Below are 15384 nucleotides of genomic sequence, written 5' to 3' on the forward strand. Positions count from 1 at the left end.
TTTTAAAATCTATACTTGCATTTGTGTGAAAGAAAACGATTTTGCGAAGTCTTATGGTTTAGCAGGTAGTAACAATTTCTTTTATCGTTTTCTATCTTAATGACCATAGAAAAGCTTATAACGAGAGGATGGTGCCCTTAATTGATTGAACTAAAAAGTGTTTCCAAAAAATTCAATGGACAACACGGTGTATTAAAGGCTGTAGATGATATTAGTTTATCTATTGAAAAAAATGAATTGTTTGGGGTGATCGGGGAAAGCGGTGCAGGAAAATCAACCTTGTTACGCTTTATCAACGCTTTAGAAAAACCGGATGACGGACAAGTACTAGTTGATGGTGTAGATGTTCAACAATTGACAAAAAAAGAATTGCGACTACATCAAAAAAAGATCAGCATGATTTTCCAACAATTTAATTTGCTTAGCAACAAGACAGTTGAAGAAAATATCCATTTGCCTTTAGAAATGTATGATTACAAACATTTTCTGCCAATGGAAACGGTGTTGGACTTTGTAGTTTTAAAAGATAAGCGGCACAGTTATCCAGCTGAATTATCTGGTGGGCAAAAGCAGCGTGTTGGTATTGCTCGTGCACTGATCACACGTCCAACTATTTTATTGTGTGATGAACCAACTTCAGCTTTAGATCAAAGCACTACAAAAGAAATCGTAGATGTTTTGAAAAAAGCTCATCAACAATTTGGGATGACCGTAGTGATCGTGACTCATGAGTTAGAAGTTATTAAAGAATTATGTACTCGTGCTGCAGTGATAGAAGAGGGAAAACTGATCGATACTATTCAAGTGAAACGTAAAAAGGAACAGAAAGAATTCCAAACGTATCACCAGCGAGCCTTGGAGGTGTTAGGAGATGCCTAATGCTCTAGAAATCTATCTTGAGAGCATCATTGATTATGCTCCAAGTTTGATTGAAAGTCTCTATGAGACGGGGATAATGATGGGTTTTGCAATGGTTGCAGCTATCCTACTTGGGCTGCCATTAGGAACCTTGCTTTTTTTAACAGCCAGAGGAAAGCCGATGGAAAATAAATTTCTGTACCGGACAGCAAATATCTTTGTTAACATCATTCGTTCTTTTCCTTTTTTGTTATTGGTGATAGCTATGCAGCCCGCTATTCGGTACTTTTATGGAAGGGCAACAGGTGATCCAATTGCTGCTTCATTTCCAATGATGCTTATTGCAATTGTCTTATATGCACGTTTTGTTGAGCAGTCGCTGCTTGACGTACCAAAAGGTGTGATAGAAACGGCTCATTCAATGGGAGCGACTATGCCTCAACTGGTATGGAAATTTTTATACGTCGAAGCGAGAAGTTCATTACTGATTGGATTTACAACGGCTTTTGTCAGTTTCATTTCCTATTCAACAATTATGGGAGTGATCGGTGGTGGAGGGATTGGCGATTTTGCGATTCGCTATGGTTATCAGCGGTATGAAACAGCCATTATGTATACAGCAATTGTTATTATTATTATTTTTGTAGTCCTTATGCAGTGGTTAGGACTACAAATCGCTCGGAAACTAGATAAACGATAATAAATTTTATATTTTAAAGGAGAGAGTTAGTTATGTTGAAAAAAGGATTGGTTTTAAGTAGTTTAGCATTGCTGCTAGCAGCATGTGGTACAGGAAATTCAGATTCAGACAGTTCAGGTGAAGTCGCTACAAGTGAAGGATCAACCGAGCAAGAAGAAATTGTGATCAAAGTTGCTTCACATTTGCCGCCGATGACAGATATCGTTGAGATTGCTGGAGATGTTATTGAAGAACCGTATAAAGTAGAGTTGGTAGAAGTATCGGATAATATCCAATACAATGAGGCGTTGTTGAATGATGAAGTAGATGCCAATTTTGCTCAGCATGAACCCTTCATGGAAAAATTCAACGAAGAACGTGATGGTAATTTAGTGGCACTTCAAACTATTTATAACCCGGTTGTTGGGTTTTATTCACCCGTTTATGACTCAATCGATGAAATTGAAGATGGTTCAGAAGTAGCTCTTCCAAGTGACTCTACTAATGAAGCGCGTGCTTTAGCAATACTAGAGCATTATGAATTACTTACGTTAGACCCTGAAGTGAACAAATATGAAGTAACTGTAGAAAATGTAACAGAAAATCCACATGATTTTACTTTTACGCACATCGACCTATTGAATTTGACAAGTGCTTATGAAGACGGAGTAGAATTAGTTTTTAACTATCCTACCTACATTGAAAGTATCGGATTGACAACAGAAGACGCATTGCTATTAGAAGACGAAGAAGATCTTACTTTTGCTTTGCAATTGATCGCACGCGAAGATAACCAAAAATCAGCTGAGATCCAGGCCCTACTTAAAGCTTTTACTTCACAAGAAGTACATGACTATCTAAATGAACTGTCAGAAAAGGGCCACTTAGAGCCAGCTTTTGACCCTGGTGAGTAAATTTTAGGATAGCGTACCTGACAATGTTGAAGTAATAAAATAAATAGAAAATTCTTAAGGTTGAACTTCAAAATTTTGAGTGAAATCTAATTTTTGAAGTTCAAAGCCTTGAGTCTTTTTCTTTTTTTATGGCTAAACAAGTTGGAGTATGGATCGACTATTTTATTGGACTGATAAAAAACAGATATGATTCCAAAAATTGATAGGATATTCAATACTTAAAGGTACTAAAAAGCAAAGAAATTTATAATGATATTCTTAACCTGAATAATTCATACTTTTTCTAAAACGCTCTGGAAAAGCTGTTATAACGCTAGTTTGAGTTAATTTTCTCAGCACCCTTTGGGTGTGCAAAAAGAACCCCAATCTGCTATGGTTAAAGCGACTAAACATAACCAAAGAAAGGGGTTCTCTCTATGGCAACTTTACATGAAAATCGTTTGCTTTTCAATTCAAACATTACGGTATCTCACTCTGGGGGTAATTTATCCTCAGATTCCGGATTGATATTAGTTAAGGAATTCATGCACACCATTAATTTCTCTAACATTTTGAAACAAACCCTCACTATTAACGATGATCGACTTTACTATAACCATGCTAATCATTCAATTATTGAACAAATCCTTTTTCAATTGATTGCTGGATATCAAACGGATTCTTCGGCTGACGTTTTATCAAAAGATCCCATTTTCCAGAGTCTATTAGCTAAAGAGCAACTCGCTTCACAACCGTCTATTTCTCGTTTATGGGATCGGTTAAGTCAAGAAAACATTTCCCAATTACAAGAAGTCAATCAAATCCTGATTGATAAAGTACGTACTGCTCGTAATACAACTGAAATGATTTTTGATCTAGACTCAACACATTCGGATACCTTTGGCAATCAGGAGAAGTCGAATTATAATGCCCATTACCAAACGAATGGCTATCATCCACTTGTTGCCTTTGAAGGTCTGACTGGCGACTTTTTGAAAGCAGAACTTCGTTCTGGTAATGTGTACACATCCAATGGTGTTGCAGATTTTGTCCGACCACTTTTTGACCATTACCAAGAAACCGTACCTGTAAGTTCTATTCTAGTGCGTGCAGATAGTGGTTTTGCAACTCCTGAATTATATGAACTGTGTGAAAAACGTCAAAATTTTTATATTGTTCGATTGAAATCGAATCGCAACTTAGGAAAAATCGCTGAGCAATTTGTATCTATAAATGACCAGCAGGATTGGGATAAAAAAGAAGTTCACTACGCTTCTACACTCTATCAAGCTAAGAGCTGGACACATCCACGAAGAATTTGTATTAAATCTACGCGCGAAGCAACCGAATTGATTGCTCGACATGAATTTATCATAACCAATTTATCAGAGAACCTTTCTGCAGAAGCGGTCTTTCAAACCTATTCTAAAAGAGGCACCATGGAAAATTACATTAAAGAGGCCAAAAATGGATTTTATTTCGATAAAACCAACAGTCCTCGTTTTTTAGAAAATCATGCACGTATGATGGTGAGTGTACTAGCTTACAACATCGTCAATTTTATGCGTACTCTTTGTTTTACGAAAGAAACCAAAGGTTTTCAAGTTTCAACTATTCGTTTGCTCTTATTTAAAGTAGCGGGTAAACTTGTTCATTCTGGACGAAAAACCTTTTTAAAACTCAGTTCCTATCACGTTTACCATGAACTCTTCCATAAAATCTTGCGGAATATTCAGCATTTCAAATGGCAGTAGCACTCACACCTAATGGAATAGTTTAAAAAAAAAGGCTAATTTCAAGGGGTTAGTATGCCTAAAAATCTTAATTTTCTGACAAAAAAATGAGTGACTTGGAAATTTGAAGTAAAATAAGTAAACCTAACAAACTAATGACCTGAAAGAAGTGAAAAATGCACCAATTATTATTTTTTTTAAAAGTATGAATCATTCAGGCTTAACAAAATAATGTAAAATAACAGTGAATACAAGAGAAGTGCATTTTTTTATAGAAAGAAGGGGTTACGGTGTACCAAAAAAATAGGAGTGCTTATAGAACCGCTATTTTAGGTATTCTTACGGCTATCATTATTATTCAAAATTTCGTTCCATTACTGGGATATATTCCTATCCCTCCTTTAAATCCTACGATCATTCATATTACAGTTATTGTAGTATCTATTACACTTGGAACAAAAGATGGTATGATCATTGGCTCTGTTTGGGGAATAACTCGAATGATAAAGGCTTTTACGATGCCTGCTTCGCCTTTTGATTATTTTTTATGGAGGAATCCAATTATTGCAATCATTCCTCGAATTCTGGTAGGTTTTGTGGCTGGATATGCGTATAACGTGTGTAAAAAAAGATTCTCTAAAGATTCAACAGCGATGATCGTCTCCTCGGTCTTAGCGTCATTAACAAATACAGTTATGGTTTTAGGCTTGATTTATGTAATATATGGTGAAGCTTATGCCTCACTTATAGAAGTTGATTATTCGAATCTTTTAGGAGTATTGGCAACCGTTGTTTTGACAAATGGAGTCGGTGAAGCAATAGCCGCTGCCATTATCGCGCCTATTATCGCACGCTCGTTGAAGAAATTCAGTACCAATAAATAAAAAAAGGTTCTACATCAAATGGTGTGGATGCTTCAAAAAAATTTCTTTTGGAATGGACGGGTTTGCCTGTGGAGAGCCGAGGGAACGCCTGAAGCCTAAAACCAAAAGTTGTCATGGTTGTTGCTGCTTTAGCAGCTTACAAACATGATACCTTGGGCGTTATTTGCCCACAGTGCTTCATTTTAAGCTACAAGCAGCCTTATTCCTCCAGAATTTGGGTAAGTAATGCAACTAGATTGAGTTTATCAACACTAAAAATTATAGATCCTAAAAAAATAAGACCCTTTAGAATAAACTCTTCTAAAGGGTCTTATTTTTATAGCAGTTCTTTTCTTAGTTGTTCAGGTGATTTATCTGACAAGTAGGACATAGGAACATCTAGTACGCTGAAAGCACCGGTTTTTCCTTCTTTTTTAAACTTAACTGCGGCTCTTACATAGGCAACTAAAACAGAAGAGGTGAATTCAGGATTGCTTTCTAAATCAAGTTGAAATTCAGCTTTTTGTTTGCTTCCAGCTCCAGATTCACCGGTACGGATAACAAATCCACCGTGAGGCATCTGTTGATGGTCTTTTTCAAATTGTTCTTCGTCAATAAAATGAACAACGGTCTCGTAAGGTTCAAAGTAATTCGGCATCGTTTTGATCGTTTGTTCAATTTTTGATTGATCTGCTCCTTCATCAGAAACAACGTAACAAATACGTATATGTTTCTCACGTGTAGAAAGGGAAGGGTTCAGTCCTTTACGAACTTTTTCTAAAGCTTGATCTAATGGGACGGTATATTGAACCCCTTTTTTGACACCAGTTATGCGACGAATCGCATCAGAATGACCTTGGCTTAAACCTTTACCCCAGAAAGTATAAGTCTGTCCAACGGGTAGAACGGCTTCAAATAATGCACGGTTGATTGAAAATAAACCTGGATCCCAACCGACAGAAATAATACTGACATTTTGCCCTTCTTTAGCAGAATTATCCATATCTTCAAAATAGGCAGGTATTTTTGCATGATTATCATAACTATCAATAGTTGAAAAATGTTTTGCTAATTCTGGTCCTTGCTGTGGTAAGTCAGTAGCTGACCCACCACATAAAATCAATACATCGATATCATTTTTATAATTTAAAATATCATCGATTTTTATTGCAGGAAGTACGGAATTTACCTCTGCTGGATTCCGTCTCGTAAAGACAGCGATTCCTTCCATATCAGGAAATTGATTGATCGCTAGTTCAACCCCTCTGCCAATATTACCGTAGCCGACTAAGCCTATACGAATTTTTTGATTCATTTTTTTTGACTCCAATCTGTATTTGAAATTATATCGTTCGCTTTTAGTATAATAGATAATGAAAAATAAACCAATAAGGTGAGTATAAAAAAACAAACATTCGTTCTTTTTCACATCTGTTTATGGTACAATTTAAAAAGTAGAAAAGTTTAAGACGGTGGCTAACTCTTTTAAAATGGGGTGATGCCGATGTTTTTTGTTTGGGCTTTCCCTAGAAAGGAAAACCCATGAGTGTTTATGAAACTCTGATGTTTGCATTAGCTTTTGCAACTCTTGTTTTAAAAATCTCATCAGACAAAAAAAAGTAACCGTCTAAGCTTTAGCGAGTAGGACGATTACTTTTTGTATTATGTTCTATAGTAGCTGCCGTCTTTAACGGTTCTATCCTAAAGAGGGGTATGTTGACGCATATCTCTCTTTTCATTCATATTCTAGCATGTGTAGCGATCTTTTTCAATTAAAAACAATCTTTAAGGGTTGTTTTTTGAACGTAAATAACAGTTAGAAATAAAGTAACTTAAAAACGAAATAGAATGGTAATACTAGCTTAACGTATTTAATCCATTTCAATGGTATACTGAATTAGTAGTTTTTGGAAATACTGAAAACAGCGTAAAAATCACTTGAAAAGATTGGAGAATCAACATGAAGAATTCTAAGGATAATAAAAAGAGTACTCGTTCAAATAAATACGATAAAGAAAGAAAAACGGTAAAAATATTGACGTTTGCAGTAGTGATTGCAGCTTTGATCGTAATCATATTATTGATAATGTCGCTTTTCAGTGGAGGAGATAAGCCACAAGAAAGTACAACTGATAATTCTAGCATGATCATAAAAAATAGTGATGATTCAACCCAAAGTGATGTACAAAGCTCTAAGGATAGTTCTGAAGATAGTTCTGAAAGTAGTTCTGAATCAGTAGAGAGCGAATCAGTAGAATCTGAAAGTAAAGAAAGCGAAAGTAAAGAAAGCGAAAGTAAAGAAAGCGAAGAATCTGAAAGCGAGAAAGCTGAGTCTGTTGAGAAAAAAGAAGTTGAACCGACTGATGAAAATGTAGAAGAAGTTTATACTGAGGATTGGGAACCAGTAGAAACGGAGCAAGAGGGAGAACATAAAACTAATTTCAGCGATGGTTCTCAAGACCGTATCGAAATCAAAAAAGCTGCTGCAGTTGCAACCGATTTGAGTGAAGCAAATATGATCGAATGGTGGGTTGAAAATAGTGGGGAAGGGCAGGTAGTAGCAACTGTCTCAGATAAAGACCAAACTAAAACGTACCGCGTCTACTTAAACTGGGTAGACGGTCAAGGATGGCAGCCAACGAAAGTAGAACAACTAGAAGAAAATGATAAACGATAAGAAATCAAAAAAAGCACCTAACTGTGAATCCATTTGCAGTTAGGTTTTTTGATCGATAACGATTGGTAGATACGTATTCATTTCTTCAAGATAAAGATAATGGTAAAATAAGATATAAAGATACAGAAGACCGCGTTAAACAGTTGGAAAATAAAAGGAGGGTCGCTATGAAAAATTTAGATAAGAATCTTAATATAGTTCAAGATATTTTAAACAAAACTGAAGAAGAACTAAAAAAAATGAATCCCGTCAATGTGCTGGTAATCGGTAAAACAGGAGTGGGAAAGAGTACACTGATCAATAACGTCTTTAGAGAAAATCTAGCTTTAACAGGCATCGGCAGGCCCATAACGAAACATTTAAGACGGATTTCTAAAGATGGAGTCCCAATGGTCTTATATGATACTAGGGGATTGGAATTGAGTCTAGAAGTACAAAATGAAATTAAAAATGAAATTTTTGATACTATTAAAGAAAACAAGAAATTAGGCGTTAAGGAAGAGATCCATATTGCTTATTACTGTATCAATGCCAATTCTTCTCGTATAGAGCCTACAGAACTTGAACTGATCAGTGAATTGAGTGAGAAAGTTCCTGTTGTTATTGTTTTAACTCAGTCTATTGGTGAGCCTGCGACCATGTTTAAAGAGTATATTGAAAATTTGAATTTGCCAATTTATGGTGTTGTATCTATTATGGCTGAAGATTTCAAAGTAACGGAAGACTATTCAGTTTTATCATTTGGCTTAAAAGAATTGCTTGAATTAAGTTTTGAGATCATACCGGAAGAGGCAAAAAAAGCTTTTAATAATGCCCAACAAGTGGATATAGCTCGAAAAGCTAATTCTGCACGCAGTTGGGCGTTAAGATATATTGGAACATCCTTTGGGGTTGGCTTTTTGCCGATACCTTTTTCTGACGCATCCGTTCTGGTACCTATGCAAGTAACTTTATTGGCTCATATTACGGCTATTTTTGGTATCTCGATGGATAAAGCTACTATTGCAAGTCTTGTAGCAGCAATAGGAGGGACTGGGGGAGCAACTTTTGCAGGAAGATACATCGTTTCTAATGTTATAAAATTGATACCTGGTGCTGGTACAGTTGTTGGAGGATTCATTAGTGGTTCAACAGCTGCAGTCATCACAACAGCTCTTTCTATGAGCTATATTGAGGTATTGGCAATTATAGCTGCAGGAGAAAAAGATGGAAAATACCCTGATCTTAAAAATATTGAAATCTTAATGAGAGAAAAATTTCAAGAACGGTTAAAAAAGGGTTCTAAAATCGATAAAAAAATTGATATAACAACTGACTTACCAAAAGAAAACTTAGAATTAGACGATTCAAAAAAAGATTATTTTTTAAGTAAATTTAAAAGGTTAATCAAGCCAAAAAATTCTAAAAATGATTCATAAATACAGTTTGTTCTAAATTAAAAAAATAGCAAAAAATACTAAAAAACCAAAATAATTATTTTGGTTTTTTAATTAGGGCGTGTCTGAAAACTGACTGCCATCCTGATTTTCGGTATAATAAAAGAAAACAGGAGTGATCATGATGAGTATTGAACGTTATGAGCTGACTGATGTGCAGTGGAATCAAATCAAAAATCTGTTTCCCGAATATCACACAGGTAGACCACCTAAAAGCAATCGTATAATGTTCAATGCTGTTTTATGGATTGCTAGAAGCGGTGCTGCTTGGCGAGATCTGCCAAAAGAACGTTACGGATCATGGAAAACGGTCTATAGCCGCTTTTGTTTATGGCGTGATACTGGTTTACTTGAATCCCTTTTTATTACGTTGAATTATGAAGCAGATTACGAAAACTTGAGTATCGATTCAACCGTTGTAACGGCGCATCAGCAGAGTGCCGGTGCAAAAAAAGGGGGCTAAATTCTGTCATCTCGCAACATATCGGTAAAAGCAGTGGTGGGCACACAACAAAAATACATGTCATCGTAGACGGATTAGGAAATCCATTATATTTTCAGCTATCAGGTGGAAATCTCCATGATAGTGTTCTCGCTATTGAAGTTCTTCAACACGTTGAAATACAAGGCAGTAATGTTATTGGCGATCGTGCATACGGTTCTTTAGACATTCGGACTTATGTGACGAATCACGATGCGACTTATACCATTCCACCAAAGAAAAATACAAAAGAACCTTGGACTGTTGATTGGTGGCTATATAAAGAACGTCATTTGGTGGAGTGTTTCTTTAATAAGTTAAAGCATTTCCGTCATATCGCGACACGTTATGATAAACTCGCAACGTCCTACTTAGCCTTTGTATATATAGCAGCTATTTTTCTCTTAACCAAATAGTTTTAAGACACAACCTAATTATAATAATTCTGCAGTACATTTTAGTTAACCATAATTTATTTATGTTAACTACATAGAACGATTTAGCGCTAATGAATAATGTTCCCTTTAAAGATTCAGTCTTAGATGAATTTTATATAAAGATTCACTTTAAGATGAATCTTATGGTATAATCAAAGAAAGAGGTGATCAGATGACCAGACAAACTGTAGGGACTCCATATGCAGCCATTATAGGGGATATTAAAGACTCTCGTAAAATTGCGGATCGAAAAGAAGTGCAAGAACAATTTCATTCTATTTTGAAAATAATAAATGAGAAATATGCAGAAGATATTGCTTCTAATTTCATTATTACTTTAGGAGACAGCTTCCAAGGATTACTAAAAAATAAACAAGTGATTTTAAGCATTATTTTTGAAATCGAATTGGCCATGGCTCCCGTTGAATTACGATTTGGCATTGGCTTAGGCAGTATCAGTACACCGATCCAACGAGATAATTCTATGGAGATGGATGGCACAGCCTACCACCGCGCAAGGCAAATGATTGAAACTATTGAAGGAAATGAAAATAAATATACCACAAGCGAGACCAATATGATGATTTGTTCCGGAGAAGGCTACCAACGAACAGATCAGCTATTGAATACTATTCTGTCACTAGCCACAGCATTGAAATCAAAGTGGTCTGCTAGACAAAAAGAAGTTATGTATGCTTATTTCACGCATGGAGAAAATCAATATAAGACAGCTGAAGAATTAGGGATTGGCCAATCTAGCGTTAACAAAGCTCTGAATACAGCGAAATATTATACCTATAAAACAGCTTTGATAGACACTAGCCACTTTCTAATTCAGAATATTGAGGAGGATGAATAGTTGAATCAAGTCTTATGGATAGTATTATTTATCGGACATATATTGGGAGACTTTTATTTCCAATCGTCTGCGTTAGCGAGAGAAAAGGAAGTATCTGGTAAGAAATTAGTGCTCCATTGTTTTATTTATTTGATCACTATGGTAGGCGTGATTATTCCTATTTTTAGTTGGTCTTTATTAAAAGTGGTCATAGGGATTTCAGTGCTACATTTCATGATAGATGGTCTAAAATTTTTGCTTACGAATCGCTTTTTCATTCGTAATGATAAAGATACGCCTATCTTTCTAGTAGACCAAGGGTTACACATCCTTGTATTACTTGCGGCAGTTGTCTATATCACAGTATCTTATATAGAGATTGAATATATGCCAGGATTAGAAACCTTGTCAAGCAGTTTAGGTTTGGATATGAAAAATATTTTGTCATGGATACTGATTCTATTGGTGATGATCCGGCCATGCAGTGTAACTATAAAAAAAGTATTGAATCACTATCGCCCAACCAATGAAAATCAAGTAGATGAGGGTATCCCAAGTGCTGGGGCGTTGATTGGTGTTTTTGAACGTTTCTTTATTTTGCTGATGCTGTATGCTAATCAATTTACTGCTATTGGATTTGTTCTGACAGCGAAGTCCATTGCTCGGTACAATAAAATTTCAGAAAATCCTCAGTTTGCAGAATACTATTTACTGGGAACCTTATTGAGCACTTTGTTGATTATCGTCAGTTACTTCTTTATTTTCTGATGATGCAGCTGTAAAAGAATCAATTGTTGAGATTCGCTTATTGTTGAATCATTGGACTTTTGAATTGGTATTTAAATAATCAAAGTAACATTTGTTCCCTTATGTATTATAAACTATAAGGACAAGGTGTAGAATAAAGTCATTACGCATAAGAAAAAGGAGAATTCTATGGTATTTAAGCAAATTGAGACACAAGAATTACCGGATATTCAATCCGTGGGAACCGTTTATGAACACGTTGAGACAGGAGCCAAGGTTCTTTATCTAGCAAATGACGATTCCAATAAGGCGTTTACGATTGGGTTTAAGACACCTCCGTATAACGATAACGGAATTGCTCATATCATAGAGCATTCAGTTTTAAATGGATCTGAAAAATACCCTTCAAAAGAACCATTTGTTGAATTAGTCAAAGGGTCATTGAATACGTTCGTCAATGCAATGACTTTTTCAGATAAGACAATTTATCCAGTTGCTTCTACTAATAAAAAAGACTTTATGCATTTAATGAGTGTTTATTTAGATGCTGTGTTTAAGCCGAACTTTTACGGTAATGCACAAATATTAGCGCAAGAAGGTTGGCATCATCATTTAGAGTCAGCAAAAGATGACCTGATTTATAAAGGCGTTGTTTACAATGAAATGAAAGGGGCGACAGCCTCTCCTGAAAGACAAGTTCAACAGCATTTGACTCATCAGTTGTACCCCAACAGTATTTACCGTCACGAATCTGGTGGAAATCCAAAAGCCATCCCTAGTTTAACGCAAGAAGAATTTGTTGCTTTCCATCAAACTTATTACCACCCAAGTAATTCTCTGACTGTCTTATATGGAGACATTGATAAAAAAGAAACTTTTGCTGCATTAGAGGACTATTTCAGTGGCGCAGGCAAACAGAGTGAAAAAGTCGACTTATCTTTTGAACCAGCTGTTCCTGATGATGCTGTATTTGAAGATACTTACTCAATAACTGCAGGAGATAACCCTGAAGGAAAAGATTATTTGGCTTTAGGGTGGCATGTATCTGAACCGAACGATGTACTGGATATGTATGGACTAGAAGTTTTGGAAGAGATTTTATTTGGCAATAATCAATCACCGCTTAAAAAAGCTTTATTGGATGCGGATATAGGTGGGGACATAATAGGTGGCGTTGCTGATTTTGGCTATCCAACGGGATTTATGATCACTGCTAAATATTCTGATGCTTCTAAGATGACTCGATTCAAAGAAGTTGTTCAAGAGACTTTAAAACAGTTAATGACTGAAGGGATCGACGAAGGGCTGATTGATTCAGCGTTGAATAAAATTACTTTTCAAACGAAAGAAGCGGCTATTTCGGAAGACAACCCACGTGGAGTCATTTATGCCATCAATGCTTATCAATCTTGGTTGTATGACAAGAGTCCTTATGTGAACTTGCAATTTTCGGGCTATTTGAAAGAACTAGGAGAATTGGCAGGTAGGGGGTATTTTGAGCAACTGATCAAAGAAAAACTATTAAATAATCCTTTGCGTACTGCAGTGATTTTAAAAGCTGAACCGGGTAAAAGCGATCAATTTGAAGCGAAATCTCATCAGCAATTGCAAGAATATAAAGCTAATCTATCAAAAGAAGAAATCGACAAAATGATAGCTCAAACACAAGAGTTGATCAAGCGTCAAGAAGCGACGGATAAACCGGAAGATCTAGCAAAGATTCCAACACTGACGAAAGAAGATTTAAGCACACAGGTAGAAGAGTATCCACTAACGGAAATTCCTTTTAATGAAGGAACTCATTTTTATCAGGCTGAACAATTCACTTCCGGCATTGACTACCTTAGTTTGTATATTGATTTGAAAGATGTTACAGCTGAAGAATATCAGTGGTTGGGTTTATTGAGTCATCTTCTTGGTAAGCTAGCCACTGAGAAATATGATGTCGAAACTTTGCAGCGTCAAAAAGATCTGTACACAGGCGGTATTTACGGAAAGATTGATATTTATGAAGATAAAGCAGGACAGCTGCAGCCTTATTTTGTTTTACGCGGAAAATCTTTGGAATCTTCTTTTGAGGAACTGGTCTCATTAATGCAAGAAATCTTGTGCCACACCCAATTTGAAAATAAAGATGAGATTTTGAAAATCACTCAACAGCTGATTTCTAATTTCGAACGACGCATTAATTCCAGTTCCCATGTTCTAGCTGCAAACCGGGCCTTAAGTCAAGTGAAATCTTCAGCCAAATTAAAGGAACTGATCAGTGGAATGGATCAATTCCTTTTTTTGAAAGACATTCGTACTGATTTACAATCCGATAAGTCAAAAGAGGCAACAGAGCGTATCAAGCAGTCAGTAAAGGGTTTGCTAAATAAAAATCGCTTGAACATTTTATACGTCGGTGAGAAAGATCGAGGAGTACTGGTCAAAGAAAAATTACAAGCAGCATTTTCTGAGTTGCCTAGTGTTGAATTAGGTGAACTAGCCGTCATTAATCCGGGTGCGAAGCAGCATGAAGCTTATGTCACTGCTCAAGACGTGAACTATGTAGCTGTTGCTTCAAATGCCAATGATAAATTTGACTACACTGGCGCAGCGAAAGTATTGGCAACAACTATTCGTTACAGTTACTTGTGGAATGAGATCCGTGTCAAAGGTGGTGCTTATGGTTCGCTTTATAACCATCAACGAACTGGTGAATTTGCCTTGAGTTCTTATCGTGACCCCAATATCCGTAAAACATTAGAAACCTATAAAGGTTTGCCTAACTATGTAGCACAAATGGAGTTGTCTAACAGCGAATTATTAAAATACATTATTGGCACGATCAGTCCCATGGAACAGCCAAAATCAGCTTTCAGCAAAGGTTTAACCGCATTCAATCGTCTAAAAACAGGCGTGACTCGTGAAGAGTTGGTTCATTTGAAGGAAGAGATTCTAGCGGTTGATTCAAATGCCTTACAGATGCTTAATAAGATCCTAGACAGTGTATTGGAAGAGAGCACGGTGGTCGTAATAGGGAATAAGGGCCAAATCGAAACCGAAAAAGACTTGTTTGATAAAGTATACGAACTGTATTAATAAAAGAGGTCATGAAATCACGGCGCTTTAGTGCAATAAGCCTCAAAAGCGCATGAGAGTTGCTAGAAGATAATATTAATAAGCATAAAAGTTAGATAAAGGTAGGGGGAGAGAGGAGAAATAACCTTCTCTCCCCCTATTTTTTATGTCGAATAGTAGGAGAGAGCATCGCAGGTGTAAAATAGTTCTCGAGAGGATATTATCTTTTTACTAGCAAAAATAAAGGAATCAAGCGATTTAATCGCTACAGAAGAATCCATTCAGCTTTATATATATGAAGTATTTACGGAATTATTAGGAGATATATTTATATATCGCTGATTGTAAAATTAATGGATAAAAAAGCTTTATTAGAAGTGATTGAATATATTTTTGTTAAGTGAGCAACGATTAAAACCTTGTTAAGCAGCTAACAAAAATAAATAATATAACTCCTCAGCAGTTATATTATTTATACGGTTTAGAAAAAATATTTAATAAAATTAGTCATACCGAATACCAAAAGAGCTAAACACTATTAAATTAATTAAATGACTAGTCCAAAAATTCTGGCGGAATAGGGTTGCTTGTAGCCGTGCATGGGATTCAATGCGAATAACAAAACGTTAACGCTTCAGCGATTACGGTACTTTTGAGGCTTGAAAACCTTAAGACTGTG

12 protein-coding genes are annotated in these 15384 nt (G+C 35.9%); 11 read left to right on the top strand and 1 reads right to left on the bottom strand.

The window, feature by feature from the left end; all coding sequences use genetic code 11:
• Window positions 1–141 precede the first annotated feature (141 nt).
• The 5 genes from BR50_RS11390 (at window position 142) to BR50_RS11410 (ending at window position 5047) form a co-directional block, all read left to right on the top strand.
• The gene (locus BR50_RS11390; protein ID WP_034548709.1) at window positions 142–879 is read left to right on the top strand and encodes a methionine ABC transporter ATP-binding protein; all 738 of its coding nucleotides are present in this window, start codon (window positions 142–144) and stop codon (window positions 877–879) included.
• Window positions 872–1558, top strand: a complete 687-nt coding sequence (locus BR50_RS11395) for a methionine ABC transporter permease (protein WP_034548710.1) — start codon at window positions 872–874, stop codon at window positions 1556–1558. Before BR50_RS11390 ends, BR50_RS11395 begins: the two co-directional genes overlap by 8 nt.
• A 32-nt stretch (window positions 1559–1590) precedes the next feature.
• Complete coding sequence (locus BR50_RS11400) at window positions 1591–2451, top strand: MetQ/NlpA family ABC transporter substrate-binding protein (protein WP_178377450.1); 861 nt, start codon at window positions 1591–1593, stop codon at window positions 2449–2451.
• A 416-nt stretch (window positions 2452–2867) separates the two neighbouring features.
• Entirely contained in the window at window positions 2868–4184 is a 1317-nt protein-coding gene (locus BR50_RS11405; protein ID WP_034546678.1) for an IS1380 family transposase, read from the top strand.
• 269 nt (window positions 4185–4453) lie between these two features.
• Window positions 4454–5047: an ECF transporter S component gene (locus BR50_RS11410; RefSeq protein WP_034548711.1), complete on the top strand. Its 594-nt coding sequence runs from the start codon at window positions 4454–4456 to the stop codon at window positions 5045–5047.
• Window positions 5048–5363: 316 nt separating this feature from the next.
• Here the strand turns inward: BR50_RS11410 and BR50_RS11415 are convergent, their stop codons facing one another.
• Window positions 5364–6341 (bottom strand): diaminopimelate dehydrogenase, encoded by a 978-nt coding sequence (locus tag BR50_RS11415; RefSeq protein ID WP_034548712.1) that lies wholly within the window; start codon window positions 6339–6341, stop codon window positions 5364–5366.
• Window positions 6342–6986: 645 nt separating this feature from the next.
• On the opposite strand from BR50_RS11415, the gene BR50_RS11420 reads away from it, so the two are divergent.
• The 6 genes from BR50_RS11420 (at window position 6987) to BR50_RS11445 (ending at window position 14726) form a co-directional block, all read left to right on the top strand.
• A complete protein-coding gene (locus tag BR50_RS11420; RefSeq protein ID WP_034548713.1) occupies window positions 6987–7703 on the top strand; it encodes a YrrS family protein in 717 nt (238 codons plus the stop codon).
• Window positions 7704–7870: 167 nt separating this feature from the next.
• Window positions 7871–9121 (top strand): GTPase, encoded by a 1251-nt coding sequence (locus BR50_RS11425; protein WP_034548714.1) that lies wholly within the window; start codon window positions 7871–7873, stop codon window positions 9119–9121.
• A gap of 139 nt (window positions 9122–9260) precedes the next feature.
• Window positions 9261–10036 (top strand): IS5 family transposase gene (locus tag BR50_RS12665; protein ID WP_143298334.1). Its coding sequence is split into 2 segments (ribosomal slippage): window positions 9261–9600 and window positions 9600–10036, totalling 777 coding nucleotides; the frame shifts between segments, so codons are not numbered across the junction.
• Between the two features lie 193 nt (window positions 10037–10229).
• Window positions 10230–10916, top strand: a complete 687-nt coding sequence (locus tag BR50_RS11435) for a SatD family protein (protein WP_034548715.1) — start codon at window positions 10230–10232, stop codon at window positions 10914–10916.
• Window positions 10917–11663: a DUF3307 domain-containing protein gene (locus tag BR50_RS11440; RefSeq protein ID WP_034548716.1), complete on the top strand. Its 747-nt coding sequence runs from the start codon at window positions 10917–10919 to the stop codon at window positions 11661–11663. It abuts the gene before it with no gap.
• 168 nt (window positions 11664–11831) lie between these two features.
• Window positions 11832–14726, top strand: coding sequence for an insulinase family protein (locus BR50_RS11445; protein WP_034548717.1), 2895 nt, complete (start codon window positions 11832–11834; stop codon window positions 14724–14726).
• Window positions 14727–15384: the final 658 nt, after the last annotated feature.

This window comes from Carnobacterium alterfunditum DSM 5972, from assembly GCF_000744115.1.
Classification (GTDB): domain Bacteria; phylum Bacillota; class Bacilli; order Lactobacillales; family Carnobacteriaceae; genus Carnobacterium_B; species Carnobacterium_B alterfunditum.

Bases quoted from the DNA above. Each gene is read 5' to 3' on its own strand.
- BR50_RS11395 (WP_034548710.1), top strand. From the start codon at position 872: ATGCCTAATGCTCTAGAAATCTATCTTGAGAGCATCATTGATTATGCT.
- BR50_RS11400 (WP_178377450.1), top strand. From the start codon at position 1,591: ATGTTGAAAAAAGGATTGGTTTTAAGTAGTTTAGCATTGCTGCTAGCA.
- BR50_RS11405 (WP_034546678.1), top strand. From the start codon at position 2,868: ATGGCAACTTTACATGAAAATCGTTTGCTTTTCAATTCAAACATTACG.
- BR50_RS11415 (WP_034548712.1), bottom strand. From the start codon at position 6,341: ATGAATCAAAAAATTCGTATAGGCTTAGTCGGCTACGGTAATATTGGC.
- BR50_RS11420 (WP_034548713.1), top strand. From the start codon at position 6,987: ATGAAGAATTCTAAGGATAATAAAAAGAGTACTCGTTCAAATAAATAC.
- BR50_RS11425 (WP_034548714.1), top strand. From the start codon at position 7,871: ATGAAAAATTTAGATAAGAATCTTAATATAGTTCAAGATATTTTAAAC.
- BR50_RS11435 (WP_034548715.1), top strand. From the start codon at position 10,230: ATGACCAGACAAACTGTAGGGACTCCATATGCAGCCATTATAGGGGAT.
- BR50_RS11445 (WP_034548717.1), top strand. From the start codon at position 11,832: ATGGTATTTAAGCAAATTGAGACACAAGAATTACCGGATATTCAATCC.